Consider the following 25,681-nt stretch of genomic DNA (forward strand, 5'->3'; position numbering starts at 1 on the left):
CGATAACGATAAGGTACGAGATTCTACAGAAGTGAGCAACCCGCCTCTTTTTTCGTGCTTTACAAAGCACTGGTGGGATTATTATGCAAACGGGAAAACTTTGTGTTTGATGGTTTCAATATAGGATGTCCCCTAGTTTTTGATGAGCGGGCGGAGTTGGCTGGTGAATGCTGCCATGACGAGCAGGCTGCCGGCGTTTCGTTCGAGCGAGCGGATGGATTCTTCGGCAAGGGTGGAGATGGCCATCAGGTCGGGGTTGGGGAAGTTGCGGGCAAACCTGTCGACAGCATCGGCGATGTCGGGGTTGTTGAGGTTTGCAAAGGCGGGATTGATGCTTCGATGCATGGCATCCTGAAGAAAGAGGAGTATTGATGATATGAAGAGTATCAGCTCCTGCCGGGAAAGGTTTTTTGTCTGCTCTTCAGCGCTGAGAATGGCTTTGTGGAAGTGGCCGGCCATCAGGATACTGCGCAGGTAGTCGAGGGCTTTTGTCCGGATGGCCTTTTCTGCGGGTTCAAAACCCGGTTCCATGCGGTTCAGCATCAGTTCCCATGCCCGGCGAAGACTTCCCCGTGATGCTTTGACAATGCTTTCCCTCTCGTCTGGTGCAATGTCGGTTCTCTGCTCTTCCATCCATGAACGGAGCTCTCTTTCGGGTATGCGCTGGAATATGATTTCCTGACATCGGGAGCGGATTGTCGGGAGGAGCGATTCGGGTCTGGAGGAGACAAGGATGAAGAGGATATGCGGCGGAGGCTCTTCTAGCAGCTTGAGAAGCTTGTTGGCTGCAGAGGGGTGCAGGCGGTCGGCCTGCGAAATGATGAACACTTTCCGGCTCCCTTCACGGGGCATGAATGAGGCTTTCTGCTGAAGCTGAATGACCTGTTCGGTGAGAATTCCCATGGAACGGTCCATGCATGGGGTGAAGTAGGGGTTTGCTTTTTTCTGTTCCAGAAGTGTGTCGTACCGCTCTTTCGCCTCTGTGAATTTCCTGTTGTCCTTTTTCGGCGAGTCGCTCCCTTCAAGCAGCGCGGACTCTACGGGGAAGAGATATTCGACATTCGGATGGAGCAGTGCTTCCATTTCCCTGCAGTCGGCGCAAAGCCCGCAGGCGCCTTCAGGCGAAGTGCCCGAACTAGTGCAGGAGAGAGCTTTTGCGAGTTCAAATGCAACCATCTCTTTGCCGGCACCGTCGGGGCCGGTGAACAGGTAGGCATGAGCCAGCCGCCCTCCAAGGAGGGCGCTTCTGAGAACACGGACCTGCTGCTGTTGTCCTATGACGGTGTTCCAGCTCATACTTCTGAAATCCTCTTCATTCAGATGAATGTGAGCCAGCTGTATGGGTCTTCGCCTGTCTGCAGAATGTTCAGATACTGGTGCTGGAGTGCTTCGGTGACGGGGCCCCGTTTTTCGTTGCCGATGGGGTATTTGTCGATGCTTCTGACAGGCGTTATTTCTGCTGCCGTTCCTGTCAGGAAGACCTCGTCGGCAACATAGAGTGCTTCGCGGGGAATCATGGTCTCCTTTACCTCATAGCCAAGTTCCCGGGCAATGTGCATGACGGCTCCGCGGGTGAATCCGGGAAGTATAGACTGGGCCGACATGGGCGTGTGGATGACATTGTCGCGGATAATGAAAATGTTCTCGCCGCTGCCTTCTGACACATAGCCGTTGACATCGAGTGCAATCCCTTCGGCGTAGTCGTCCGTCAGGGCTTCCATTTTGATAAGCTGCGAGTTCAGGTAGTTCCCTCCGGCTTTGGCCCAGGAGGGAAGGGTGTTTGGTGCAAGGCGGTTCCATGATGATACCCTGACATCGACTCCGGTTTCAAGGACATCTTCGCCGAGGTAGGTTCCCCATTCCCAGGTGGCGATGGCAACCTCTATCGATGCGCGGTGGGGGTTGACTCCAAGCGCACCCTGTCCGCGGTAGACCAGCGGGCGTACATAGCAGGATTTATGGCTGTTTGCCTGTATGGTGCTGATGACGGCTTCCTTCAGTTCTTTTTCTGAGTATGGAATTTCAATGCGATAGATTTTTGCCGAGTCCCTGAGGCGGCGGATATGTTCATCGAGAAAAAGGATGGCTGAGCCTTTGGCGGTTTCATAGCAGCGGATTCCTTCAAAAATGGATGAACCGTAGTGGACGACATGCGAAAGAATATGGATTTTGGCGTCGTTCCAGTCGATGAGTTCGCCGTTCATCCAGATTTTGAGAGACTTGTTCATAGTGAGAGACATTGGTGTGTTATGGCTTTTGGGCTACAGTCTGATAAAGATAGTGTTGTTTTTGGTGATTTGAAAAATCGCCGACGACAAAAAGCCCCGCAGGAGTGTGCGGGGCTTTTTGCTGGTATGGTTTATCCTGTTGCGGAGCTCAGTAGATCCTTTCGTAGACGCCGTCGACTTCACGAAGAATCGGCTCGTAGGGAACCGGTTTGCGGCCAAAGCAGATGCCGAGCGATTCGTACATGGAGACCTGTTCAAGATCAACATGTCGCTGCACAATGGCTTTTTCCGATGCAATGTATTCAACCTTGCGCCCTTTGACTTTCGATACAGTAACACCTGTTTTCCCATCAAGGAGAAGCAGGACGGCTGCCGCACCGGCCTCAAAGCCGAAGTTGGTGTCGTAGGCCGATGAACTGCCGCAGCGCACAAGGTGGCCGGGATGGATTTCACGAACCTCCGGGATTTCATAGATCCCTTCAACAAACATTCCGGTCTCTTTCATGAAGAGCGGCATGGCAGGGTCGGCCTTCATCCTCTTCTGGATTTCCTGACAGGTGAATTTTCCTGCACCCGCAAGTTTCTTGTGTCCGAATGCGTCAATGCCGGCGCCTTCGTCGACAATGTCGCTTCCATCGGCATTTTTGAGCCCTTCGGCTACAACGATGGTGTATGTCCCGCTGTGGACATCGTTCTGGCGGATTCGGCGTGTGAAGCGTTCCGCAAGGTGATCGTATACCACATCCCAATCAGTCGGGATTTCAGGAATGAGAATGCAGTCTGCCTCGGCGGCAACGCCGCTGCGGAAGGATGTATGGCCGGCATAACGGCCGAAGACTTCTGTGACAAGAACCCGGTTGTGGGTTTTGCCGGTTGTTTTCAGGTCGTGGACGAATTCTGCGATGCGGTTGATTGTCGAGTCGCCCCCGACCGAGTAGGTCTGCAGGTCGAGGTCCATTGTTTTTGGTGCGTGGATGCACTGGATTCCGTTCTGGTTGAGGTCAACCATGACGCTGCCTGAGTCGTCGCCGCCGCTGATGACAAGGCCGTCAAGCTCAAACTTTTTCATCCCCGCTTTGATACGGTTGTATTTTTCCGGGTTGCTGATTGCTTTGACTTTTACGCGGGAGTGGCCTGCTTCCGAGCCGGCGAATGTTGCGTCAAACCGGTCGAGCCTCTGCTGGTCGAGACGAACAATGTGGTCCTGGTCGATGAGGTTGTAGAGTCCTGCGTAGCCGTTGGGTATGATGAAGAGCTCAAGTTCTTTTGCCTGCGCCATGAGCGCGGCGCCTTTGAGGACTGCATTGAGACCGCCGCAGTCGCCACCGCTGGTGAGGATGCCGATTTTTTTCACTGTGTCCCTTCTCCTTCTCTTTTTAAACGGGTTGGATTATGAGCCCCGAATTTATTTATTTGTCAGGAAATCGCTTTCCTGATGTTCTGCTGTCAAGATAGATTTTTTGTATGATTATTCAACGAAGGGTTCCCCGGAATTTAACCCGATTGTCATGGACTGGATGGATCATCTGCGATTTGCTTTTGTGCATCTCAGGGAGCGCCGCCGCCAGACGCTGCTGACCGCACTCGGCGTAGCAGTGGGGTCGGCGATGCTGATAACCACCATTTCGGTGGCACGGGGTTCATCGGCCAATGTGATTTCGAAGGTTATTGATACCAGCCCCCATGTGCTGGTGAAGGCGGATCGGGTGACGCCGCTTGTGCCCGATAACATCGTCCCGCAAGCGGGCGGGCAGGTCTCGATGGTGGTGAAGAATGTTACGCCTGATGATGAAGTGGTGATCAAAAGCTATACGGGGGTGGTTGAGGCCATTGCCGGTGTCAGCGGGGTGAGCCGTATTTCGCCTTTTGTGGAGAGCCGGGTGATTGCCCGTAATAAAACCCGTTTTACCCCCTGTGTTCTCAAGGGGGTTGTGCCGGAACTTGAGGCTGATATTGCAGGACTGCGCAAAAATCTGCTGGACCCGAATGCCATTGAGGAGCTCGGCGCTACTCCCAACGGGATGATTGCCGGGTATCTTCTGGCCGAGAAGCTTCATCTCCGCTATAGGGACCGTGTGGTTCTGGTGACTAAAAACGGGGAGGAGTTCAGCGCAACTCTTGTCGGCCGTTTTGGCAGCGGATTCAATGTCAAGGATGAACGGGAGGCAATTGTGAACCTTGCCCTTGCCCAGCGGATGGAGGGGATTGCATCAAGTTCTGTGAGCGGTATCGGACTGAGTACCAGCCGGGTGGAGCGGGCTGCCGCTACGGCGGCTCTGGTGCAGTCTGCCACCGGTTACAAAAGCGAGAGCTGGGACGAGACCAATCGCAATGTGATTGATTTCTACAACCGCAATGCGGCCATAACGCTGGTGTTGGTGGGGTTTGTGTTTGTGGTTGCCGGTCTGGGGGTTTCATCAGTCATGACGACGGTGGTGCTGCAGAAGGTGAAAGATATTGCAATCCTCCGCTCCATGGGAGTCCGGGCTTCGAGCATTACCCGGATATTCATGCTGGAGGGTTTGATGATAGGCATTCTCGGCGTCCTGTTCGGCAGTCCGATAGGTCATGTCATCTGTCACGCCATTTCCACCATACGATTTGAAGCGACGACTGCCGGTGTGCTGAAGGCTGATCGGATCAACATTCTTGAGTCGCCCGATGCGCACCTGATTGTCGCCCTGTTCGGCATTGTCATCGCTGTGATCTCCTCCATCAGTCCGGCACGCAAAGCGACCTCCTATATGCCGGTCAGCATTCTTCGCGGCGAAGTGTAGATTACTCTCAGGCTTTTTCTATGATGCAGACTGCGTGGGCTGCAGCGCCTTCTTCACGGCCGATATAGCCGAGCTTTTCGTTGGTTGTGGCTTTGACCGATACAAGGTCGGTTTCTATCTGGAGACAGCGGGCGATGTTTTTCCGCATGTCAACGACGAAGGGGGCGATTTTGGGTGCTTCAAGCAGCAGCATTGCGTCAACATTGACGGTACGCCAGCCATTTTTCTCCAGCAGTTTTCCCACATGCTTCAAGAGAATCATGCTGTCAATGTCTTTGAATTCCGGACTGGTGTCGGGGAAGTGGAGGCCGATGTCGCCAAGGGCGGCAGCGCCAAGCAGGGCGTCGCTGACGGCGTGCAGAAGCACATCGGCGTCGCTGTGGCCGTCAAGCCCTTTGGGTGAGGGAATGTCGACACCGCCGACGATAAGTTTTCTCCCCTCTTTGAAGGAGTGGACATCAATACCTATACCGATACGCATGGCAGGAACGGGTTTTATGTTGTTGTTCAGCAGGTATCCAAGATAGGATAAAAGGGTGAATATATGAATTTGCCCATGATGATTGGTTACGCAAAAGGCCGTATGAATCCGCTGCGACTGCAGCGTTTATGGAGCAGTATGACACCCTTTTGAAGGATGTGGACCGGCCCCCTTAAAGCGATGACGCTCGAGGTGTTTGGTTCGAAGAGCCTGCTTCGGAACCGCTTGCTTTCGAGTCGGCGCGTCTGGATGAAAGAGGGGGGTGTCATCCGGTGACGAGGCTTCCCTTGAACTCTTGAGGAGTCGGGGCACCGGGCGTTGAGAAGAATTTCTCGATTGCCGCCGCTACTTTTTCGCCGATATCCGGCTGCACGAAGTTCATGGTACCGATCTGAATGGCGCTTGCGCCTGTCACAAGAAACTCCATGGCGTCGTCAAATGAGGCGATGCCGCCCATGCCTACAACCGGTATGGAGACGGCGTTATATACTTCCCACACTTTTGCCAGGGCTATCGGCTTGATTGCCGGCCCTGAAAGGCCTCCTGTTACATTGGTCAGGAGTGGACGGCGTTTTTTCCAGTCAACAGCCATTCCGACTACTGTGTTGATGAGCGACAGGGAGTCAGCTCCTGCTGCTTCGGCGGCAAGGGCTATTGAGCTGATGGAGGTCACATTGGGTGTAAGCTTGATCATCAGGTGGCGGGAGGTAATGGCCCTCAGTTCCGTCACGATCTCACGGGTTGCATCGGGGCTCACCCCCATAATCATGCACTCGCCTTTCACATTGGGGCAGGAGAGGTTGATTTCATAGGCATCAAGACCGGGAACTGCGTCAAGGCGTGAGACCACTTCCAGGTAGTCGTCAATCGAGCGTCCGGCAATATTGACGATGATTGATGTGTCGAGAGTACGGAGGAAGGGGACTTTGTCAGCAATGAACCTCTCAATTCCCACATTGGCGAGGCCGATTGCATTGACCATTCCGCAAGGGGTTTCGGCAATTCGCCGGGGCGGGTTGCCGGTTCGGGGTTCAAGCGAAATTGCCTTGGTGACCAGGCCACCGATGGCTGAAAGGTCGGTAAGGCGGCTGAGTTCTTCTCCGTAGGATACGGTGCCTGAGGCCAGAAGAACTGGTGACTTCAGTGTGAGACCCCTTCCGAGATTGATTGCCGGGGCTTGTGTGCTGCTGTTCTTCATGCTGGTCGATTTGCGGTTTCAATGCAGAAAGGGGCTGCCGGAATTTCTGCCGGCAGCCCCTTGTGCTCTTTTTTGTTCACTGCCTGTTCAGCGTTCGCTTACTTCCCTCCGCCGGTGAGGTAGTATTTGGTTGCGTAGTCGCGAACCATCCTGTGGGTGTTGTATTCGGGTGCAATGGTTGCAATTGCATTCCGGATTTTTTTGATCCACCGTGTGGGGATGTTGTGTTCGTTGCGTTCGTAGAATGTGGGCAGAATCTGGTTTTCCAGTACGGAGTAGATCTGTTCAGCGTCAAAGCGGTCCTGCTCTTCGTGGTTGTCGAAGATTTCTCCGTTGCCGATGGACCAGCCGTTTTCGCCATTGTAGGCTTCAGGCCACCATCCGTCAAGAACGCTGAAGTTCAGGCCACCGTGCAGGACAGTTTTTTCTCCGGAAGTTCCGCTGGCCTCCATGGGACGGACAGGGTTGTTGAGCCAGATGTCAACGCCCGATACCATGCGTTTTGCAACACCGAGGTTGTAGTTCTCCAGGAAAATGACCCGTCCGGTGAACTCGGGACGGCGGGAGTGCTGTACAATCTGGCGGATGAAGTCCTTGCCTGCATCATCATGCGGATGGGCTTTGCCGGCAAAAATGATCTGCATCGGCATTTTCGGATTATTGATGATCCGGTTGAGCCGCTCAAGGTCGCTGAAAATCATCGGTGCCCGCTTGTAGGTTGCAAAGCGGCGGGCAAAGCCTATGGTCAGGATGTCAGGTGAAAGGGTGTTTTTTTCCGAGCGCATGGCGTCATATTCGTTTGAACGCGATGGGCTGTGCTGATGGAAGAGCTGGTTGTCGATATAGCGATGGATGAAGTCCATCAGGTTGCGTTTGAGTGTGTAACGCAGTGACCAGAGCTCTTCGTCAGAAACTTTTGCAAGCGCCTCCTCCGCAGCTTCGCGCGAGAGGGTCATTGCTTCAAGATCTTCGGTGAATTTCTTCCAGAACGAGTCTGTGTAGCCGCAGCCCCAGCTGGGTGCGTGGACGCCGTTGGTGATGTGGCCGATGGGTACCTCTTCAATTTTTTTGCCGGGGAAGAGGTGCTGCCACATTTCCCGTGACACTTCGCCGTGCAGTTTTGAAACACCGTTGGCCGCGCGTGAGAGGTTGAGAGAGAGCACGGTCATGGTGAAGAGCCCCTGGGTGTTTTTCGGGTCTTCGGAGCCAAGCAGCATCAGATCCTCAAAATCCATCCCCGTTTTGGAGAGGTATTTGTCGAAGGTGTAATGCATCATGTCGCGCGAGAAGCGGTCGTGTCCTGCCGGCACCGGGGTGTGTGTGGTAAAGACGCAGCGCTTTTTCACCGCTTCCATGGCCTCTTCCTTCTTTTTTCCTGCTGCGAGTTCGCCGGCGAGGAGCTCAAGGGTGAGGAATGCCGAGTGGCCTTCATTCATATGGTAGACGGCCGGTTTCACACCAAGGCTGTCGAGCAGCTTCGCGCCTCCTATACCGAGCACGATCTCCTGGTTGATGCGCATGTTCTGGTCGCCGCCGTAGACCCTGCAGCAGATGTCGCGGTAGTGCGACTCGTTTGCAGGAATGTTTGTGTCGAGCAGATAGAGGGTTGCACGGCCGACTTTGAGCTTCCATGCCTGTGCGAACACTTCGCTCTGGGCAATATTGACGGAAATGACAAGGTCCTTGCCGTCGGGGCCGGTCACTTTTTCAATGGGAAGGCTTTCTGCATACTGCAGAGGATAGTCCTCCATCTGCCATCCATCCTCGTTGAGGTACTGGCGGAAGTAGCCCTCTTTGTAGAACAGCGTGATGCCGATGAAGTTGATGCCGAGGTCACTGGCCGATTTGATGTGGTCACCGGCAAGGACGCCGAGGCCTCCTGAATAGATTCTTACACTTTCATGAATGCCGAACTCGGCGCTGAAGTATGCAACAGGATTTTTGGTGAGCTCCGGCGCATCCTTCAGTGCCCAGGTTTCTTTGCTGTTCAGGTAGTCCTGAAAACGGCTGTGGACATTGAGGATTCTCTCACCCAGTTCGCACTGGCAACGGGCCGCAAGTTCTTCATTGGATATGTGGCGGAGCAGTTCTACCGGATTATGGTTGTTTCGTTCCCAGAGGAGGGGAGAAAGATCTTCGAATATCTGCTTGGCTTCGGTGTCCCATGACCACCAGAGGTTGTTGGAAAGATCTTTAAGGGCGCTTATTGTTTTCTGCATGATAAGAAGAGGTCTCTTGGGCATGCCCATAGGGCAGCGGATTGAAATAAATGGGAGAAAGAAGGTATCTTGCTGAAGTCTTCCTGTGCCCCTGATTTATTACGGCTTTTTTATCGCCGGTGAATTGCGTTTGCACAATTTACTCTTTTAGAGCTCAAAACCGCAAAATTCTCTCCAAGATGAAACACGATGTACACATTGCCCATATTTCCGATCTGCATATTGCAGGTTCAGGTGAGGGACGGCAGCTTCAGGATCTTGACCGGATGCTTGAGTATCTGAATGTTTCGGGCTATGATCATCTGGTTATTTCCGGGGATCTTTCGGATCGTGGACGCACGGAGGATTGGGCGATTGTGAAGGATAAACTTGTCCGTCATGGCTGGTATCATTGGGAGCGGACAACTGTTGTTGCTGGAAATCATGACCTGATAAGGCTGGAGGAGGAGATGCGTTTCTACAATGCCATGAACCCTCTGCAGGGTCTTCGGGAGAGGGCGTGCCGCCAGCGGGCGGAATCATTCTGCAGGTTTTTCCGTGAGCTGGTTACTGGCGGGGATGATACTGAACCGGCTTTTCCCTTCATCAAGGTGATGCGTTTTCCGGCTGCCACCCTTTCCATTGTAGCGTGCAACTCCGTTCATGCCTGGTCACCGACCGATAACCCGCTGGGGGCACGCGGGGTCATTGACCCTTCAGAGCTTCGCGCCATCGCTTCCCCGGCGGTGAGGAAGGCTCTTTCAGGGTCGTTTGTCATAGGGCTGTGCCATCATGCATTGAAGGTGTATGGAACCGACCGTCTGCTTGACCAGGCGTTCGACTGGACAATGGAGCTGAAAAACAGGGATGATTTTCTTCAAGTGATGCGGGAAATAGATGCCAGAGTTGTGCTGCATGGTCATTTCCATCGCTTCCAGACCTATACAAGCGGAGGCATAGAGTTTATCAACGGGGGCAGTTTCCGGTATGCGTCAAAGCGCTTCAGTGCTCTCTGGATAGCTGAAGATGGTTCATTCACTCAGGAGTTTTCCGATATCCCATTGTGAGGGGGGCTCAGTTCCTGATGCCTGATTCCGTCATATAGCTGCGGATTCTTTCAGCATGGTCCCTGTCTTCCTGGTTCAGCTGCTTGAAAATGTTTGCGGTTGCTGATTCCGAAGGGCTGTCCAGAAATTCCTGGTAGTGAGATTCTCCTGCTGAGAGTTCAAGCTCGAGAGCTATATCAAAAGCCTCTCTGCGAGTGGGAGGGTTTTGCCTGAACTGAGTGACAAGAGCGGTGATTCGTCCATTCGACTCATTGAGGGCCAGCAGGTCTTTGGCGAGAAGGTTTTCGGGGAAAACGACCGAAGGATCCTTTTTTTCCTGCTGCAGAAGAGCGGCATGCCCCCGTTCTTCCATAGACAGCTGCCACCAGAATTCCTCGTCCTCTTCAAACAGGTCGTTGAAGAGGGTGTAGAGTTTAGCCAGATTCAATTCGAGCTGTATCGATGCGTCAAGGAGCTGGTCAAGTGATGCCGTCATTGTGCTGCGTTCCGGTTATGGTTTGTTCCTGTAGGCGGCATATTCCTGAAGGCTTTTGACACCGAACTCCTCGTGGCGGATGCAGTCGATTGCCTGAACTGATGCTTCTGCGGCCTCTATTGTGGTTACAAAAGGGACATTCGAAAGGACAGAGGCCGCACCGATTGCCTCTTCGTCATGCAGTGCCTGCTCCCCCCGGGGGGTGTTGATGACGAAGTCGATTTTTCCGTGTTTGATGATGTCGAAAATGTTCGGCCTCCCCTCTTCGCCAACCTTGAATACTTTTTTGCACTCAATCCCGTTTTCACAGAGGAACCGGTGTGTTCCTTCGGTTGCCACAAGATCAAAGTCCATGCGGTAGAGCGAACGGGCAATATCAAGAATCCTGTTGTTCTTGTCCTGGTTGTTGACGCTGATGAACACCGATCCTGACAGGGGGAGATGCATGTTGGCGGCCTGATAGGCTTTTGCGAAAGCTTCAGGGAACTTTTCGGCAAGGCTCATTGCCTCTCCGGTTGAGCGCATTTCCGGGCCCAGGTAGACGCCTGATTTGACGAATTTTGAGAAGGGGAAGACCGGTTCTTTTATGGCCATGTGTTTCAGGCCAAGCTCATCGCAGTCTTTCAGGTCGAATTCGCGTCGCAGGTCGCTGAGTTTTTCTCCGAGCATGATGCGTGTGGCTATCTTGACGACGGGAATTGCCGTTGCCTTGCCGACGAACGGGACGGTGCGGCTGGCTCTCGGGTTTACCTCAATCACATAGACGCTGTTGTTCTGAACGGCATACTGCACATTCATCAGGCCGACCACCTTGAGGTTCTCCGCCATGATGCGGGTGTACTCCTTCATTGTGGCAATGACTTCAGGGCTGATGTTGTGGTAGGGGAGAATCGATGTTGAATCGCCGCTGTGAATGCCTGCTGCCTCCACATGCTGCATGATGCCGCTGATGACACAGTCTGTGGTGTCTGCCAGTGCGTCGATGTCGAACTCGACGGCGGTTTCCAGAAAGCGGTCGATGAGAAGCGGGTACTTTTCAGTGATGAAGAGCGCCTGGTCGACATACTCTTTCAGGGAATCATCACTGTAAATAATTTTCATTGCCCGTCCACCAAGGACATAGCTGGGTCGTACCAGCACCGGATAGCCGATTCTTGTGGTGATGTCACGGGCCTCTTCCAGGCTGACCGCCGTTCCGTAATCGGGGTGGGGGATGTTGAGACGGTCGAGCAGCGCTCCGAATTTTTTCCGGTCTTCAGCAAGATCAATTCCTTCTGATGAGGTTCCGAGTATGGTGACTCCGGCTTCGTGAAGTCTGCCGGAGAGTTTCAGCGGGGTCTGGCCGCCGAAGCTGACAATCACGCCGAGAGGCTTTTCGTGCTCTATGATTCGAATGGTGTCTTCAAAGGTCAGTGGCTCGAAATAGAGTTTGTCGGCAATGTCGTAGTCGGTTGAGACTGTTTCCGGGTTGCAGTTGACCATGATGGTTTCATAGCCCGCTTCACGGAGAGCGAAAACGGCCTGGACGCAGCAGTAGTCAAACTCTATTCCCTGTCCGATGCGGTTGGGCCCTCCGCCGAGGATGATGACCTTTTTCCTGTCGGACGATACCGATTCGTTTTCCTCGTCGTAGGTGGAGTAGTGGTAGGGGGTTTTTGCATCAAATTCAGCAGCGCAGGTGTCAACGGTCTTGAAGACCGAGTTGATGCCGTAATGCTTCCTGAGGCCCTGGACGGTGCTCTCGGTTGTGCTGAAAATATGAGCAATCTGGAGATCGGAAAAACCGTGCTCCTTGGCTGTGATGAGACGGTCTGCGGGGAGGCGGCGGGAAAGGGCCAAAACCTCTTCGGCCGGTTCGGAAACTTGTGTGCTCATGCAGTCTTGACGGGTTTAAATCAATTGAGTGTCGTGGCTCCATAAAGGTAATGATTCACCTCATGATATCATAAGCCCGAAGAGTATACGAAAATGTCCATCTCTATACAAAGAGGGATCGCTGCAGCAGGGGATGAAAAGCTTTCTGGAAAATGGGTGGAGATTTTTTTTTGATTACATTTGAATTCGCGGTTACGAAGTTCTGCAATAAAGGTACTACCGACTATGGAAAACAAGCGTATTGATACTATAGAATCTGCTCTTGAGGATATCGGGCAGGGGAAGCTGGTCATCGTCATTGATGATGAAGAGAGGGAGAACGAGGGTGATTTTATTGCCGCTGCCGACAAGGTGACGACCGAGATGATCAATTTTATCACCAAAGAGGCGCGTGGCCTTCTCTGCGTTGCCGTAACAATGGATCGGGCCAAAGAACTGCAGCTTGAACCGATGGTGCAGCGCAACACCTCGCAGCACGAAACCAATTTTACCGTATCTGTTGATGCAATTGCCGAGGGCGTGACAACCGGCATTTCCGTATATGATCGGGCAATGACCATAAAAATGCTTGGCGACGAAACTTCCCATGCCGACAGTTTTTCACGCCCGGGACATATTTTCCCCCTGCGGGCGATGGACGGCGGTGTGCTTCGCCGGGTCGGCCATACTGAGGCGGCTGTTGACCTGGCACGGCTTGCCGGGTGCAGTCCGGTGGGGCTGCTCTGTGAAATTCTCCATGAGGACGGAAGCATGGCCCGCCTGGCGGACCTCATGACCATAAAGGAGAAGTTTGGTCTGAAGCTCATCACCATCAAGGATCTTGTTGCTTTTCAGATGCGCCGCAGCAAGCTGGTGCAGAGGGCTGTTGAGTCAAATATTCCAACTGCATACGGAGAGTTCCGCCTGATGGCGTATGAGTCGTTTACCGACCAGCAAAACCATATGGCCTTTGTGAAGGGGGATGTTTCAACCGATGAACCGGTGCTCGTTCGGGTGCATTCGCAGTGTGCCACAGGCGACACCTTTGCTTCGCTCCGCTGCGACTGCGGCAACCAGCTCGCCTCTGCGCTCAGAATGATAGAGAAAGAGGGGCGTGGCGTTCTTGTCTACCTGATGCAGGAGGGGCGGGGGATTGGCCTTATCAATAAACTCAAGGCTTACAATCTTCAGGACGATGGGTTTGATACCGTTGAGGCCAATGAAGAACTGGGATTCAAGGCTGATCTGCGCGACTATGGCATCGGCGCACAGATTCTTCAGGACCTCGGTGTCAGAAAGATGCGCCTGATGACAAACAACCCGAAAAAGGTTGTCGGCCTTGAGGGCTACGGGCTTGAAATCGTGGAGCGGGTGCCCCTTGAAATTGAGCCTAATGCCGTCAATAAAACATACCTTGAAACCAAACGGGACAAGATGGGCCACATGATCAGTTGCTCGTGCGGCAGCGGGAATCATTGAAGGCTTGCCCGGCACGGGATTGAATTTCCTTATTGACAAAAAGCGAAAGCATAAACCCTTAAACTTCCCTACAGAGGGAAAAGGAACGAGAGACGATGGACACCGATATTCTGAAGATGCAGGACAGAGAGGTTTTTGAGGCGATAGCCCTTGAGACTGGCCGTCAGATGGAAACCCTTGAGCTCATTGCCTCGGAGAATTTCACCAGTCGCGCAGTCATGCAGGCCTGCGGTTCGGTGATGACCAATAAATATGCCGAGGGTTATCCCGGCAAGCGCTACTATGGTGGCTGTGAGTTTGTTGATATAGCCGAGAATCTTGCGCGCGACCGTGCAAAAAAACTTTTCGGCTGCGAGTATGTCAATGTTCAGCCGCACTCAGGTTCAAGCGCAAACATGGCGGTGCTTTTTTCTGTGCTCAAACCCGGTGACTGCATCATGGGTCTCGACCTTTCCCATGGCGGCCACCTCACGCACGGCAGTTCGGTCAATTTTTCCGGGCAGATGTACAAGGCCCATGCTTACGGAGTTGATGGCGAAACCGGTATAATTGATATGAACCAGGTGGAGAAAATGGCCCTTGAGGTTCGTCCCCGCCTTATTATCTGTGGCGCAAGTGCTTATTCCCAGGGGTTTGACTTCAAGGCCTTCCGTGAAATTGCCGACAAAGTCGGGGCATTCCTGATGGCCGATATCGCCCATCCTGCAGGACTTATTGTCAGTGGCCTGCTCAGCGATCCGATGCCGCATTGCCATTTTGTGACCACCACCACACACAAGACCCTTCGTGGTCCTCGCGGTGGCATGATCATGATGGGCAAAGACTTTGAAAACCCGATGGGGATTACCATCAAAACCAAAAACGGGCAACGGGTGAAGATGATGTCGGAAGTGATGGACGCAGAGGTGATGCCCGGCATTCAGGGCGGTCCTCTCATGCACATTATTGCCGGCAAGGCTGTTGCTTTCGGCGAGGCTCTTCGTCCGGAGTTCCGTCAGTATGCAATGCAGGTGCGCAGTAATGCTGCAGCTATGTCGGAGCGGTTCCTGAGCCTCGGTTACAACATTGTGAGCGGCGGAACGAAGAACCATCTGATGCTGCTTGATCTCCGGAACAAGGATATTACCGGCAAGGTTGTAGAGAACACATTGCACGAAGCCGGCATAACCGTCAACAAGAACATGGTTCCTTTTGATGACAAGTCGCCATTCGTGACCAGTGGCATCCGTATCGGTACTGCAGCCATGACAACCCGCGGAATGAATGAAGACGACAGCCGGCTGATTGCCGAGCTGATTGACAGGGTCATTCTGTCAGCGGCTTCACCGGAGTCCTCCTCTGTATGCCGCAGCGTCAAGGAGGAGATTCGTTCGCTCTGTCTCAGAAATCCGCTTGAGGGATATGGTGTGACGCCCTCCTGAACGGCACACTTTCCTCTTTGTACCCAAAAGCCACTTCAGCCGCCCCATGTCATTTCGAATGGGGCGGCTGTGTCTTGTCAGGGGGGGAAATGCTGAACAGTTGGATGGGACGCTTTTTTATGGCTGGCGTCGGTCGAGGATGGAGGCAATCATAGTATTAAGCTCGGTTGCCGTTTTACGGATTTTCCTGTCCAGTGCAATTTTCGCTTTCGACAGCTCGATTTCGCGTTCAGTTTCCGTTTCGGTCCGGATGCTTTCGGTTACCTGCTCCTTTTCGAGGAGGAGGGGGGCGAGAATCAGGTTTCTGAAGGCATCAAGAAACATTGCAAGACATCGTCTGGCGTTTTCCTCATGCTGGTCGCCTTTTTCCAGCCACCGGTTGCTGACTGGCTGTTCAATGAGGAGTCCGATGGCAAGGTTCCGTGCATCGGTGCTTTCCAGGAGGCTGATTGCCGAGGCAACATCAATGCGGGCATCAGGGTCTTCCGATAGCGTATGGTATCGGGCGACGAGGTGTGCAAAAATTTCCCGTGCGGCAGGACTTTGGAGCACCAGCATTGTTTCGTGTGAGGCGGCGAATTCAAGAACTGTATTGCCATAAGCGGCGCTGTCAAGCAGGGCTTTAAGAAAAGTTTTTTCAAGGATCGACACCTCGGCAGGAGGAATGACTGCTGCCGGATCAGGCTTTTCTTCCCTTTCCGGCCGGGAATCGCGCTGTGTGGTTTTCTGTTCGATGTTGCGGAGTTCGTGCAGAGCCTGCAGGCTGATACCGGTTTTTTCACTCAGCTCACCAAGATAGAGTTCCCTCCGGACGGGATCAGGGACGAGGAGAATGGTGTGGACAATGGAGCGGATTGCGTCTGCTTTCTGTTCGTGGTTTCCGAAATTGCCTGCTTCAGTGTGGAAAAGAATCTGGAAATCAACAACACCGAGGCCTGCGGTGTCTGCCAGTTCAAGAAATTTTTCACGCCCTTCCCGCTGTACAAAACTGTCGGGGTCGTCTCCCGGGGGGAGAAGAAGAATCACAGGAGCGATGTTTTCAGCAAGAAGAATCTCAACACCGCTCATCATGGACTTTCGGCCGGCCGGGTCGGCATCATAGACGAAGAGCACCCGTTTCGTGTATCGCTTCAGTATTTTTGCCTGATGGCGGGTCAGCGAGGTGCCGCACGATGCAACGGCGTTCTGGAGGCCTGCCTGATGAAGGGCAATCACATCCATATAACCTTCCACCAGAATGGCGGTTTCACTCTGCCTTATTTCCTGCTTCGCTGCATGCAGGCCGTAAAGCAGCTTTGACTTTTCAAAGAGCGGGCTTTCCGGAGAGTTCAGATATTTCGGGGTGTCGTCGCGTGTTTCCAGCGTTCGGCCACCAAACCCTACAACCTGACCTCCGATGGAGAAAATCGGGAACATCACTCTGTTGCGGAAGGTGTCATACCATGAATTTTTCTGGCGGTTTTCCGTGATGAGGCCGAGAAATTGAAGATGGTTGTGCGCAATGCCCTCTTTTTTTGCTGCTTTAAGAAGCGTGTCCCAGCCCGGGGGGGCGTAGCCGAGTCCGAAGCTGTTGATGGTGGCTGCCGTCAGGCCACGCCTGGCTGCGAGATAGGCGTATCCTTCGTTTCCTTTGTCGGCATTGAGCGAGCTGTGGAAAAGGCGTGCGGCCCAGCGAAGTGTTCTTGTTTTGGAGTCCTCTTCTTCGTTTTTTTTCCTGCTGTCGCCAAAGAGGCGTTTCATGTCCAGACCTGCGCGTTTTGCTACCAGTTCAACCGCTTCGGGGAACGGGATCTTTTCCATCTCCATAACAAAAGAGAAAACATTTCCTCCTTTTCCCGTTGAGAAGCATTTGTAGATCTGTTTGTCTGTGGAAACAATGAACGAGGGCGTTTTCTCCCGGGTAAATGGAGAGAGTGCCTTGAAGTTCCTGCCTGAAGGCTGGAGGGTGAGGTAATCGGATATGATGTCGACAATGTCGGCCGACTGGCGGACTTCATCTATGGTGGCGTCAGGAATCATCAGGCCGCGTATGGCAGTTTACATTCAGAAAAAGTGGAGTATTGAAAAATCACGGTCATATTTATTACCTTGATAAAATGTTTTGCCGTGCGGCCCGAAAGACGAATGATGTTGTATGTGGGCAGTCAGCTTGATTCAAGTATAGTAAATTACCCGGTTGTTCATAACCACACAAATGCGATCAGGTCGATCCAACAAAGATTAACAAACCATGAAACAGGGTCTCTTTACCGGTCTGCTCATTCTTGCGGCCTATCTGGTCTCACTTGTCTTTTATCTCTGGATGGGAACCACCCCTCCGGACTCAATGTTTCATGCGGTATCTCAGGGCGGCCCTGTTGTCTCAGTTCTGATGGCGCTGATTCTGATGGTCATCGCTTACGCTGTTGAGCGGGTCATTGCGCTCAACAAGGCTGCCGGTCAGGGAAACATTCCCGAGTTCGTCCAGGCGATCAAGCAGGATATTGACGGAGGAGATGTGAATCGTGCCATAGCCCGCTGCGACGAGCACCAGAGTTCACTGGGTGCGGTGATCCGTTCCGTTCTCGATCGATACAACAGCATGGCGGCCCTTCAGGTGACCGACCGTGACAAGATGATCAGTGAGATGGAGAAGGCTGTTGAAGAGGCAACGACCATGGAGATGCCGCTTCTTGAAAAAAACCTTGTCGCCATTTCCACCATTGCTTCCATTTCCACCATGGTCGGTCTTCTCGGCACCACCCTTGGCATGATCCGTGCATTTCAAGCCATGGCTACCAGCGGGGCGCCCGATGCGGTGCAACTTTCCCTTGGTATTTCAGAGGCGCTTTTCAATACCGCACTTGGCATTGTGGGCGGCATTCTTGGTATTGTGACCTACAATATCTTTACCAGCAGGGTAGACCGGTTCAGCTACCTGATTGATGAGGCGGCGTTTTACATCATCCAGACTCTTGGAACGGGCAGGACCCGTTAAGCCCGATGGCAAGGATCAAGTCAAAACGGGTCGGATTCCGGCTGGATATGACGCCGATGGTTGATGTGGCATTTCTGCTGCTCACCTTTTTTATGCTCACTACAAAGTTCCGTCCGCCCGAACCGGTGGCGATTGATCTGCCCTCATCCCATTCAGAGCAGAAGCTCCCTGAATCGGCGGTGCTGACAGTCATGGTGAGCAGCACTGACGACCTGTTTATGGGAATTTCCTCCCAGTCGTCACGCGAGGTACTCTTCAATGCAGCAATCCGTCCAAAACTGGAGGTTGCCGGTTATTCCGGGAAGGCTGTGACTGATTCGCTGGCCCACTTCAGACTTGCTGAAACATTTCCCGTTCAGCGCAATGAGCTCAGCCGTTTTGTGACGATGGCCCGCTATGCCGATCATGGGTTGCGCCCCGTTATACGGGCTGACGCCAATGCCGGGTTTGAGGCGGTCAACCATGTTATTTCCGTTTACAAGGATGCCAATCTTCTGACATTCAATCTTGTGACTGTTATGGAAAAGGGGATTCGCTGATATGGGTATGGTAGAAGGGCCCGGTGAACGCCGCGGTACGAAAAAAAAACAGAGACGCCACCGCCGTATCGGCTTCAGTCTCGACATGACGCCGATGGTTGATGTTGCGTTTCTGCTCCTCACTTTTTTCATGCTGACGACGACCTTTTCAAAAGCCAATACAATGGAGATAAACATTCCTCCCGCAACCGGAGAGGTCAAGGTGGCGGGTTCCAATGTGATGACGCTCCGCATTACCGAAGAGGGTGTTGCATACTGCTCACTGGGTGATGAGCGACCGCTCCGTATTCCGCTCTATGACGGGGGTGAGCTGCGAAGGCTCTCTCTTTCCGCTGACCTCCGTAGCCTCTTGCGTCGTGAAACCGCTGTCAACAGCAAGCTGGTGATTGTGGTGAAAATCAGCAACAGGGCACGATACCGGAACCTTGTCGACATCATAGACGAGCTCAACCTGATGAAGATAGACCGCTTCAGTCTTGATGATTACACACTTGAGGACGACTTGTTCATAAAGAAAGCTGCTTAGGCCGGAGGGTTTCAGAACAACAGAGATATGCAGTCAAAGCTTGATAAAATACATGCCGGCATCAATGCCGCTGACAGGGCTGGTCGCTGGTCTATGGGGGAGGAGTTTCTCGATACCGATCGTCTTCGTGGTTTCAGTTACGGCAATCTTGCTCTTCGGCGTCAGGCCCATATTTTTTTGAGCCATGGAGTTATTGCCGCTGTCTTGATTCTTTTGCTGTTCTGGGCAGGAGCTGCCAACTGGCAACGCATTTCAATGCTTTTTGGCGGAGGTTCCCCTGATTCAGGGCAGGCTCTTGAGTTGTACGAGGTAGTCAGTTGTGTGACCCAGCTGCCACCTCCTCCGCCTCTGCATATGCCCCCTCCTGCACCATCGAAAGTGGTGGCGCCCTCTCCGGCAGTTCCCAATGTCGGAAAGATCAAAAAAGTTAAAGAGAGCGAGGTGCCTGCCGATCAGACCATGGCCACTCAAAAAGAGCTCCGCCAGGCTTTTCAGGCGGGGGACGGCGCGGGTGATGATGTGCCGTCGTTCGTGGCGTGCGATAAAATGCCGGGCTTTCTTGATCAGAAAAAGCCTCGTTATCCTGAAATGGCGAGAATAGCCGGTATTGAAGGGAAGGTGTTTGTCAGCGTTCTTGTATGCGAGGATGGCCGCCCGCTGAAAGCAAAGGTGATGAAACGAATCCCGGCCGACTGCACGGTTTTTGATGAGGTTGCCATCCGTTCAGTCATGGAGTCGCGTTATTATCCCGCTGTGCAGGCAAGCCGGCCTATCAGGGTATGGTTTACCGTTCCGATCCGATTTAGAATCGACTGATGGGGCGAAGGAGTATCCCAAACCCTATGGCCACGAATGCGCCGATGATGAGGAACGGAGCCACATTGAGCGCAAAGAATCCATCGACCTGCCTCTCGATGGACATTCCCCAGAAACTGCCTGCAATCACCAGCGCTCCTGTCCCGATAATGAGATAGTTCGTCTTGCCGAGAGGCATGCCGTGTGCTTTATCTTCAGCTTTATGTGCCGGCGGTTTCTTCCGTGAAGATTTCATCGAGTGCGTTGATGCATTGTTGCGCCTCTTCGGGCGTTAAGATGAGCGGGGGCAAAAGCCTTATGACATTCTGGCTTGTCGCATTGATGAGAATATGGCGCTTGAGAGCAGACTCTACATAATATTTCGCCTCCCTTTCCACCGTTACCCCTATCATCAAGCCGTACTGCCGGATTTCGCGGATCTGCGGGTGTTTTTCAGCGAGCAGTTCAAACTGCCGGCGCATGTGGTCTCCCGTATTGAGGGCGTTCTCCATCAGCCGGTCATCCATGATGGCCTCTATCATGGCCAAACCTGCAGCACAGGCAACCGGGTTGCCTCCAAATGTGGTCCCATGGCTGCCGTAGGTGAGCACATCGGCAACTTTCTCGCTTCCGATGACGGCTGCAAGAGGGAGACCGCCTCCGAGCGGTTTTGCAAGGCAGACCATGTCAGGCTGAAGCGGGGTGTGGTCATAGCTGAAAAACTTTCCTGTCCGTCCGCAGCCAGCCTGGATTTCATCGGCCACAATAAGGAAGCCATACTCCTCCCGTAACTCCATCAGACGGCTGATGAATCCCGACGATACCCTGTGGATACCTCCTTCGCCCTGAACCGCTTCGATAAAGACAGCGGCAGTTCTTTTGGAAACTCTTTTCTCCAGATCCTCAATGTCGTTGAAGGCTATCATGCCGGTGGAGGGGAGCAGTGGCTCAAATCCGCCTACATACTGGGGCTTTGCGGTCAGTGACATTGCACCGTATGTTCTTCCATGGAAGCAGTTGCTGAGCGAGAGGACTTCGTTTTTCGCCGCACTGTCGTTTCCTGCGGCCCATTTTCTGGCCATTTTGATGGCGGCTTCAATTGCTTCTGTGCCACTGTTGGCAAAAAAGACCTTGGAGAGTCCGGAGAGTTCAATCAGTTTTGCCGCCAGTTCAAACTGGGGACGGAGCATGAAAAGGTTTGATGTGTGGATGAGCTTTTTTGCCTGTTCAGCAATAGCCTCCTCCAGTCTGCTGTCGCCATAGCCGAGGGCATTGACGCCGATGCCGGCAATCATATCGAGATACCGGGTGCCGTCATCACCGACAATCCAGACGCCTTTGCCATGGGTCGGGGCAATGGGGAGACGGGAATAATTGTGGAAGAAAAGATTTTGTTCACTCTCAGGGTTGACAGACAGCTGTTTCATGCTTTTTACTTCGTTCAATTGTATTGTTGATTCAAGAATTTTCTTCACCTTTTTTCAGGAGCATCACCGACTTGATTATCCTCCAGAGGCCGTATGCACCCGTCAGCGCGCTGAAGATTCTGATGTCTCCCGCCGTGGAAGTGGTGCCACTGCCAACGGTAAAAAAAAGCCAGAGGGAAATGGCGATGAATGAAGTCCCAACGAGGACTCCAACAGCTGCTGGCAGCGTGGAGGAAGCCCTCACAATGGAGGATCTTTCGGGCAGGTATTGCTGTCCGGATAGAAACGCCATTCCCGATTGACGATGAGCCGGGCGCCGAAACCGAAGGTGAAGTATGACCAGCCCCACTGCATCAAGACGAAGACCCGGTGCTTGAAGCTGGTGAGGTAATAGATATGGACCAGCAGCCAGGTGAACCAGGCCGGTGCGCCGTCAAATTGAATGTTGCCGATTTCAACAATGGCGCGGTTTTTGCCGATGGTGGCCATCTGCCCCTTGTCGGTGTATTTGAATGGCTTTCTTTCCTTTCCTTTCAGGTCACGGAGGATGGTTTTTCCGATGAAGTGCCCCTCCTGAATTGCTACAGGAGCCATGCCGGGGAGCGGCTTGCCTGCTTCATTGAGGAGGCAGGCCTGATCTCCTCCCACAAAGATTTCCGGGTGGCCGGGGATACTGAGATCGCCCTCCACAACAAATCTGCCGATGCGGTCGGTTTCGGCTCCCATGTCGTTGGGGATTGCTATGGCCGTCACGCCGGCAGCCCAGAGGACTGTTGCCGCCTCTATGCGTTCGTTGCCAATCTGCACACCGTTTTCATCAACATCGCTTACCATGCTGTTCGTCCATATCTGAACGCCGAGCTGTTCAAGCGAACGGGTTGCTTTACTTGCGAGGTTCCGGTCAAAAGTCCCGAGAATTCTCGGGGCGGCTTCGACAATGAAAATCCGGGTCAGTTTCGGGTCGATCTGGCGGTAGAGTTTTGAGAGGGTGTAGCGGCTCATTTCGCCGATTGAGCCTGCAAGTTCAACGCCGGTTGGCCCCCCGCCAACAATGACAAAAGTGAGCAGCTTCTTGCGCTCTACAGGGTCGTTGGTCCGTTCAGCTGCTTCGTATGCCTCCAGCACCCGCCGGCGGATTTCCTTGGCCTGTGATATGGTTTTCAGTCCAGGTGCATATTGCTCCCACCCGTTGTTGCCGAAATAGTGGTGACGGACGCCACAGGCAAGAATCAGATAGTCATAGGCGACCTCACCAAAATCGGTAGTGACGGTTTTTGATTCAGCATTGACCCTCTCCACAATGCCCTTGTAGACGGTGATGTTGTTGTAGTTGGCGAGCATGTTTCTGAGTGGCGCGGCAATATCTCCCTCATCAAGCGCCGACATGGCAACCTGATAGAGGAGTGGCTGAAAAAGGTGGTAGTTCCGGCGGTCGATGAGGACGATATCGAGGTCATCCCTGTTCCCCAGTATCCTTGCTGCCCTCAGGCCGGTGAATCCGCCGCCGACAATGACGACGCGTTTTTTTGCAGTTCCTTCCCTGTATTGATCAGACATGTCGTTCGGGGTGCGTTTTTGTTTGAGGTTTTCTTGTTGATAATAATATATAAGAATATCACTCTATGCGAATGTTTCGTTCAAGTGAGATTTTCAATGATCCCGCGATGGAGCGGAAACCGGGCTATGAGTTCTTCTCTTTTTGCAAATGCAAAGTCCCTGAACTCAAACCCCGGTGCCACCACACAGCTGACAAGGGTGTAGCCTGATAGGCCCGGAGAAGGGGGCGCAGCTCCGAACCAGTCGCCTGCCGCAACAACCCCCTGCAGTTCGTTGCCACTGAGAGGGTCGGGACCAAGAGTGAATGAGGATGGCGTTCCCTCGCCGCCCGGGAATACCGATATCCTCAAAGGGTCTCCCGCGTGCCAGAGCCATAGCTCATCTGAACGAATCCGGTGCAGCGTAGAACGGTCACCGGCCTCAAGCAGGTAATAAATGGCAGTGGCACATGATCGGGGGCTCGTACAGGGGGCTCCATCACTGAACGGTAAGGATTCTGCCGTCCTCCATGTTTCTCGGAACCATCCCCCTTCGGGGTGGCGAAGAAGCTCCAGGCGTTCTTGCCAGAATTCAGCTTTCTGCATGCAGCCGCTGGCGGATTTTTGCTGTTTTCTGGCGGGACGCATCGGCCAGTTTTCCGCGGAAGGCAACCAGCGCATCCATCAGTTTTTCGTCTGAAAGAGCCATGATCTGAACGGCGAGGAGGGCTGCGTTGCGGGCATTGTCTATGCCCACGGTTGCTACCGGAATGCCGGCCGGCATCTGCACAATGGCGTAGAGTGCATCCTGTCCGCTGAGTTTTTTGTTGAAAATCGGTACGCCGATGACCGGCAGTTCGGTCATGGCAGCCGTGACTCCCGGAAGGTGTGCCGCCCCACCCGCTCCAGCGATGATGGCCTTAAGTCCCCTCTCTCTGGCTGAGGATGCATATGCCTCCAGATCTCGCGGTGTCCGGTGTGCTGAAATGACGGAAATTTCCGACGCTATCGAGAATTCGTCAAGCACCGTTAACGCCTCCTTCATGATTTCAAAGTCGGAATCCGAGCCCATGATGATTCCTATTGCCGGTATTGGTAGTGAAGTTGCTGATGTATTCATAGAAAAAAAAGTAGTTCTGCATCCGGGCAGGCAGAAGGTTCAGGGGGCTCCCGGTTTATGAAATGGCCCTGATTTTATGTATTTTCCCCAGTGTGAATTTATAAAATAATTACCTGTAGAGGAAGAGCACAATGGCAACAAATCTCGCCGAAAAGTACAGCAATCCCGGACCCCGTTACACCAGTTACCCCACCATTCCCTCATGGAGTACTGATGGCGTTTCAGTGGAACAGTGGAAAGAGGCCATGATCAAGGGTTTCAATGATAGCAATGAAACCAGCGGCATCAGTATGTACATACATATTCCCTACTGTGAGAACCACTGCTATTTCTGTGGATGCAACGCACACCGCACCCAGGACCACTCTTTCGAGAAGCCCTATCTTGAAGCTCTGCTCAAGGAGTGGCAGATGTACCTTGATGTGTTCCCCGGAACGCTCAATGTCAAGGAGATGCATATCGGCGGAGGCACACCGACCTTTTTCAGTCCTGAAAACCTTACTCTTCTCATTGAAGGCCTGTACAGCCATGTCAACCGGATGGAGGGCTATGTATTCAGTTTCGAGACCAATCCCCGTTCCACAACGAAAGAGCATCTTGTTGCGCTCTACAACGCGGGGTTCCGCCGGCTGAGCTTCGGAATCCAGGATTTCGACCCCATTGTGCAGAAAGAGATCAACCGTATCCAGTCATTTGAGCTGGTGAAGGAAAAAGTTGATCTTGCCCGTGAAATCGGGTTCACCTCAGTCAATTTTGATCTTGTCTATGGCCTTCCGAAACAGACGCTTGCAACCATTACCGATACCATAGATAAGGTGATGCAGCTGCGCCCCGACCGCCTGGCCTTTTATGCCTATGGCCATAACCCCCATATGTACGAAGGGCAGCGCAGGTTCAAGGAGGAGGATCTTCCGGTCGGTGACGCCAAGCAGGAGCTCTACGATAAGGGCAGTGCCATGCTTGAGTCCATCGGCTACCATGAAATCGGTATGGACCATTTTGCAATCGAGGGCGACTCGCTCTACACTGCAGCCAAAAACAGCTCCCTGCACCGCAACTTTATGGGCTATACGGAGAACACCACCCAGATGATGCTGGCACTTGGTTCTTCTTCCATCAGCGATACCTGGTATGCATTCGCCCAGAACGAGCGGACTGACGGCGCATACATCAAGGCTGTCAACGAAGGGCGTTTCCCGCTTCACCGCGGTCATCTGCTGACAGACGAGGATCTTGTGCTGCGTCGTCACATTCTTAACCTCATGTGCCGTCAGGAGACCTCATGGGCTGATCCGAAGCTTTACACTGAAGAACTCGATGTGGCGCGTTACCGTCTTGAGGACATGGAGAATGACGGGCTGGTGGTTCTTGGCGATAAATGCGTCAGGGTTACCGATGAGGGGATTCCCTATCTCCGCAACATCTGCATGGCCTTTGACGCCCTGCTCTGGCGTTCCGACAGCCTTTCCAGGGCCTACAATGTCTCGCGTGACATCCAGAAGGGTTATATTGAAAAGGCCCGTCTCGCAAAAGAACAGCAGGCCGGTTGAATGTGGTGTTCTGCAACTGAAAAAGGGTGACGCC

At 53.1% G+C, this 25,681-nt stretch carries 24 protein-coding genes; 9 read left to right on the top strand and 15 right to left on the bottom strand.

The annotated features are described in order from the left end of the window. Positions 1 to 132: 132 nt before the first annotated feature. From holB to EKD02_RS03655, 3 genes are all read right to left on the bottom strand, one after another. Positions 133 to 1,296, bottom strand: a complete 1,164-nt coding sequence (holB, locus tag EKD02_RS03645) for a DNA polymerase III subunit delta' (protein ID WP_126342096.1) — start codon at positions 1,294 to 1,296, stop codon at positions 133 to 135. Positions 1,297 to 1,316: 20 nt separating this feature from the next. After that, positions 1,317 to 2,228 carry a branched-chain amino acid transaminase gene (locus EKD02_RS03650; RefSeq protein WP_011890625.1) on the bottom strand — a complete coding sequence of 304 codons (912 nt, stop codon included), beginning with the start codon at positions 2,226 to 2,228 and terminating at the stop codon, positions 1,317 to 1,319. A gap of 148 nt (positions 2,229 to 2,376) precedes the next feature. Then, positions 2,377 to 3,582 carry a 6-phosphofructokinase gene (locus tag EKD02_RS03655; protein ID WP_126383860.1) on the bottom strand — a complete coding sequence of 402 codons (1,206 nt, stop codon included), beginning with the start codon at positions 3,580 to 3,582 and terminating at the stop codon, positions 2,377 to 2,379. Between the two features lie 154 nt (positions 3,583 to 3,736). Between EKD02_RS03655 and EKD02_RS03660 the strand changes: the two genes are divergently transcribed. Next, positions 3,737 to 5,005, top strand: coding sequence for an ABC transporter permease (locus EKD02_RS03660; protein WP_126383862.1), 1,269 nt, complete (start codon positions 3,737 to 3,739; stop codon positions 5,003 to 5,005). A 7-nt stretch (positions 5,006 to 5,012) separates the two neighbouring features. On the opposite strand, the gene ispF is transcribed toward EKD02_RS03660, so the two are convergent. The 3 genes from ispF to glgP form a co-directional block, all read right to left on the bottom strand. Beyond that, a complete protein-coding gene (ispF, locus tag EKD02_RS03665; protein WP_011890622.1) occupies positions 5,013 to 5,486 on the bottom strand; it encodes a 2-C-methyl-D-erythritol 2,4-cyclodiphosphate synthase in 474 nt (157 codons plus the stop codon). 265 nt (positions 5,487 to 5,751) lie between these two features. Beyond that, positions 5,752 to 6,684, bottom strand: coding sequence for a dihydroorotate dehydrogenase (locus EKD02_RS03670; protein ID WP_011890621.1), 933 nt, complete (start codon positions 6,682 to 6,684; stop codon positions 5,752 to 5,754). A 98-nt stretch (positions 6,685 to 6,782) separates the two neighbouring features. After that, the gene (glgP, locus tag EKD02_RS03675; RefSeq protein WP_126342098.1) at positions 6,783 to 8,903 is read right to left on the bottom strand and encodes an alpha-glucan family phosphorylase; all 2,121 of its coding nucleotides are present in this window, start codon (positions 8,901 to 8,903) and stop codon (positions 6,783 to 6,785) included. A 179-nt stretch (positions 8,904 to 9,082) separates the two neighbouring features. On the opposite strand from glgP, the gene EKD02_RS03680 reads away from it, so the two are divergent. Then, positions 9,083 to 9,949: a metallophosphoesterase family protein gene (locus EKD02_RS03680; RefSeq protein WP_126383864.1), complete on the top strand. Its 867-nt coding sequence runs from the start codon at positions 9,083 to 9,085 to the stop codon at positions 9,947 to 9,949. Positions 9,950 to 9,956: 7 nt separating this feature from the next. On the opposite strand, the gene EKD02_RS03685 is transcribed toward EKD02_RS03680, so the two are convergent. Further along, the gene (locus EKD02_RS03685) at positions 9,957 to 10,424 is read right to left on the bottom strand and encodes a hypothetical protein (protein ID WP_011890618.1); all 468 of its coding nucleotides are present in this window, start codon (positions 10,422 to 10,424) and stop codon (positions 9,957 to 9,959) included. 15 nt (positions 10,425 to 10,439) lie between these two features. Then, positions 10,440 to 12,299, bottom strand: a complete 1,860-nt coding sequence (gene carB / locus EKD02_RS03690; RefSeq protein WP_011890617.1) for a carbamoyl-phosphate synthase large subunit — start codon at positions 12,297 to 12,299, stop codon at positions 10,440 to 10,442. Positions 12,300 to 12,524: 225 nt separating this feature from the next. Between carB and EKD02_RS03695 the strand changes: the two genes are divergently transcribed. Together EKD02_RS03695 and glyA are read left to right on the top strand one after the other, a co-directional pair. Next, positions 12,525 to 13,757, top strand: a complete 1,233-nt coding sequence (locus tag EKD02_RS03695; protein ID WP_011890616.1) for a bifunctional 3,4-dihydroxy-2-butanone-4-phosphate synthase/GTP cyclohydrolase II — start codon at positions 12,525 to 12,527, stop codon at positions 13,755 to 13,757. Between the two features lie 95 nt (positions 13,758 to 13,852). Then, entirely contained in the window at positions 13,853 to 15,178 is a 1,326-nt protein-coding gene (glyA, locus tag EKD02_RS03700; RefSeq protein ID WP_011890615.1) for a serine hydroxymethyltransferase, read from the top strand. A gap of 117 nt (positions 15,179 to 15,295) precedes the next feature. On the opposite strand, the gene dnaG is transcribed toward glyA, so the two are convergent. Next, positions 15,296 to 17,197, bottom strand: coding sequence for a DNA primase (dnaG, locus tag EKD02_RS03705; RefSeq protein ID WP_011890614.1), 1,902 nt, complete (start codon positions 17,195 to 17,197; stop codon positions 15,296 to 15,298). A gap of 211 nt (positions 17,198 to 17,408) precedes the next feature. Between dnaG and EKD02_RS03710 the strand changes: the two genes are divergently transcribed. From EKD02_RS03710 to EKD02_RS03725, 4 genes are read left to right on the top strand one after another with little or no spacing between them, the layout of a single operon-like run. Continuing rightward, positions 17,409 to 18,155 carry a MotA/TolQ/ExbB proton channel family protein gene (locus EKD02_RS03710; RefSeq protein ID WP_011890613.1) on the top strand — a complete coding sequence of 249 codons (747 nt, stop codon included), beginning with the start codon at positions 17,409 to 17,411 and terminating at the stop codon, positions 18,153 to 18,155. Between the two features lie 5 nt (positions 18,156 to 18,160). Next, complete coding sequence (locus tag EKD02_RS03715) at positions 18,161 to 18,694, top strand: ExbD/TolR family protein (protein ID WP_011890612.1); 534 nt, start codon at positions 18,161 to 18,163, stop codon at positions 18,692 to 18,694. Between the two features lies 1 nt (position 18,695). Then, on the top strand, positions 18,696 to 19,220 hold the full coding sequence (locus tag EKD02_RS03720) for an ExbD/TolR family protein (RefSeq protein WP_126342106.1): 525 nt from the start codon (positions 18,696 to 18,698) through the stop codon (positions 19,218 to 19,220). Between the two features lie 27 nt (positions 19,221 to 19,247). Continuing rightward, positions 19,248 to 20,036 (top strand): energy transducer TonB, encoded by a 789-nt coding sequence (locus EKD02_RS03725; protein ID WP_011890610.1) that lies wholly within the window; start codon positions 19,248 to 19,250, stop codon positions 20,034 to 20,036. Here the strand turns inward: EKD02_RS03725 and EKD02_RS03730 are convergent. From EKD02_RS03730 to purE, 6 genes are all read right to left on the bottom strand, one after another. Next, entirely contained in the window at positions 20,023 to 20,214 is a 192-nt protein-coding gene (locus EKD02_RS03730; protein ID WP_049752479.1) for a hypothetical protein, read from the bottom strand. The two genes, EKD02_RS03725 and EKD02_RS03730, sit on opposite strands and share 14 nt — an antisense overlap. Before the next feature lie 22 nt (positions 20,215 to 20,236). Then, entirely contained in the window at positions 20,237 to 21,442 is a 1,206-nt protein-coding gene (locus tag EKD02_RS03735; RefSeq protein WP_126342110.1) for an aspartate aminotransferase family protein, read from the bottom strand. Between the two features lie 31 nt (positions 21,443 to 21,473). Then, positions 21,474 to 21,686, bottom strand: a complete 213-nt coding sequence (locus EKD02_RS03740; RefSeq protein ID WP_126383866.1) for a hypothetical protein — start codon at positions 21,684 to 21,686, stop codon at positions 21,474 to 21,476. Continuing rightward, positions 21,683 to 22,999 (bottom strand): NAD(P)/FAD-dependent oxidoreductase, encoded by a 1,317-nt coding sequence (locus EKD02_RS03745; RefSeq protein ID WP_011890607.1) that lies wholly within the window; start codon positions 22,997 to 22,999, stop codon positions 21,683 to 21,685. Before EKD02_RS03745 ends, EKD02_RS03740 begins: the two co-directional genes overlap by 4 nt. An 80-nt stretch (positions 23,000 to 23,079) precedes the next feature. Then, entirely contained in the window at positions 23,080 to 23,583 is a 504-nt protein-coding gene (locus tag EKD02_RS03750; RefSeq protein ID WP_011890606.1) for a cupin domain-containing protein, read from the bottom strand. After that, positions 23,570 to 24,097 carry a 5-(carboxyamino)imidazole ribonucleotide mutase gene (gene purE, locus EKD02_RS03755; protein WP_011890605.1) on the bottom strand — a complete coding sequence of 176 codons (528 nt, stop codon included), beginning with the start codon at positions 24,095 to 24,097 and terminating at the stop codon, positions 23,570 to 23,572. The genes EKD02_RS03750 and purE overlap by 14 nt, the downstream gene beginning before the upstream one ends. A 131-nt stretch (positions 24,098 to 24,228) precedes the next feature. Between purE and hemN the strand changes: the two genes are divergently transcribed. Then, entirely contained in the window at positions 24,229 to 25,647 is a 1,419-nt protein-coding gene (gene hemN / locus EKD02_RS03760; protein ID WP_011890604.1) for an oxygen-independent coproporphyrinogen III oxidase, read from the top strand. Positions 25,648 to 25,681: the final 34 nt, after the last annotated feature.

The sequence above is a fragment of the Chlorobium phaeovibrioides genome (assembly GCF_003968655.1).
GTDB classification, from domain to species: domain Bacteria; phylum Bacteroidota; class Chlorobiia; order Chlorobiales; family Chlorobiaceae; genus Chlorobium; species Chlorobium phaeovibrioides.

Excerpts from the sequence above, each read along its gene's own strand:
- carB (WP_011890617.1), bottom strand. The coding sequence starts at position 12,299 with ATGAGCACACAAGTTTCCGAACCGGCCGAAGAGGTTTTGGCCCTTTCC.
- EKD02_RS03735 (WP_126342110.1), bottom strand. The coding sequence starts at position 21,442 with ATGAAACAGCTGTCTGTCAACCCTGAGAGTGAACAAAATCTTTTCTTC.
- EKD02_RS03725 (WP_011890610.1), top strand. The coding sequence starts at position 19,248 with ATGCAGTCAAAGCTTGATAAAATACATGCCGGCATCAATGCCGCTGAC.
- glyA (WP_011890615.1), top strand. The coding sequence starts at position 13,853 with ATGGACACCGATATTCTGAAGATGCAGGACAGAGAGGTTTTTGAGGCG.
- EKD02_RS03695 (WP_011890616.1), top strand. The coding sequence starts at position 12,525 with ATGGAAAACAAGCGTATTGATACTATAGAATCTGCTCTTGAGGATATC.
- purE (WP_011890605.1), bottom strand. The coding sequence starts at position 24,097 with ATGAATACATCAGCAACTTCACTACCAATACCGGCAATAGGAATCATC.
- glgP (WP_126342098.1), bottom strand. The coding sequence starts at position 8,903 with ATGCAGAAAACAATAAGCGCCCTTAAAGATCTTTCCAACAACCTCTGG.
- EKD02_RS03750 (WP_011890606.1), bottom strand. The coding sequence starts at position 23,583 with ATGCAGAAAGCTGAATTCTGGCAAGAACGCCTGGAGCTTCTTCGCCAC.
- EKD02_RS03720 (WP_126342106.1), top strand. The coding sequence starts at position 18,696 with ATGGGTATGGTAGAAGGGCCCGGTGAACGCCGCGGTACGAAAAAAAAA.
- EKD02_RS03670 (WP_011890621.1), bottom strand. The coding sequence starts at position 6,684 with ATGAAGAACAGCAGCACACAAGCCCCGGCAATCAATCTCGGAAGGGGT.
- EKD02_RS03745 (WP_011890607.1), bottom strand. The coding sequence starts at position 22,999 with ATGTCTGATCAATACAGGGAAGGAACTGCAAAAAAACGCGTCGTCATT.
- ispF (WP_011890622.1), bottom strand. The coding sequence starts at position 5,486 with ATGCGTATCGGTATAGGTATTGATGTCCACTCCTTCAAAGAGGGGAGA.
- EKD02_RS03710 (WP_011890613.1), top strand. The coding sequence starts at position 17,409 with ATGAAACAGGGTCTCTTTACCGGTCTGCTCATTCTTGCGGCCTATCTG.
- EKD02_RS03650 (WP_011890625.1), bottom strand. The coding sequence starts at position 2,228 with ATGAACAAGTCTCTCAAAATCTGGATGAACGGCGAACTCATCGACTGG.
- EKD02_RS03660 (WP_126383862.1), top strand. The coding sequence starts at position 3,737 with ATGGACTGGATGGATCATCTGCGATTTGCTTTTGTGCATCTCAGGGAG.
- EKD02_RS03685 (WP_011890618.1), bottom strand. The coding sequence starts at position 10,424 with ATGACGGCATCACTTGACCAGCTCCTTGACGCATCGATACAGCTCGAA.
- dnaG (WP_011890614.1), bottom strand. The coding sequence starts at position 17,197 with ATGATTCCTGACGCCACCATAGATGAAGTCCGCCAGTCGGCCGACATT.
- EKD02_RS03730 (WP_049752479.1), bottom strand. The coding sequence starts at position 20,214 with ATGCCTCTCGGCAAGACGAACTATCTCATTATCGGGACAGGAGCGCTG.
- EKD02_RS03715 (WP_011890612.1), top strand. The coding sequence starts at position 18,161 with ATGGCAAGGATCAAGTCAAAACGGGTCGGATTCCGGCTGGATATGACG.
- EKD02_RS03680 (WP_126383864.1), top strand. The coding sequence starts at position 9,083 with ATGAAACACGATGTACACATTGCCCATATTTCCGATCTGCATATTGCA.
- hemN (WP_011890604.1), top strand. The coding sequence starts at position 24,229 with ATGGCAACAAATCTCGCCGAAAAGTACAGCAATCCCGGACCCCGTTAC.
- holB (WP_126342096.1), bottom strand. The coding sequence starts at position 1,296 with ATGAGCTGGAACACCGTCATAGGACAACAGCAGCAGGTCCGTGTTCTC.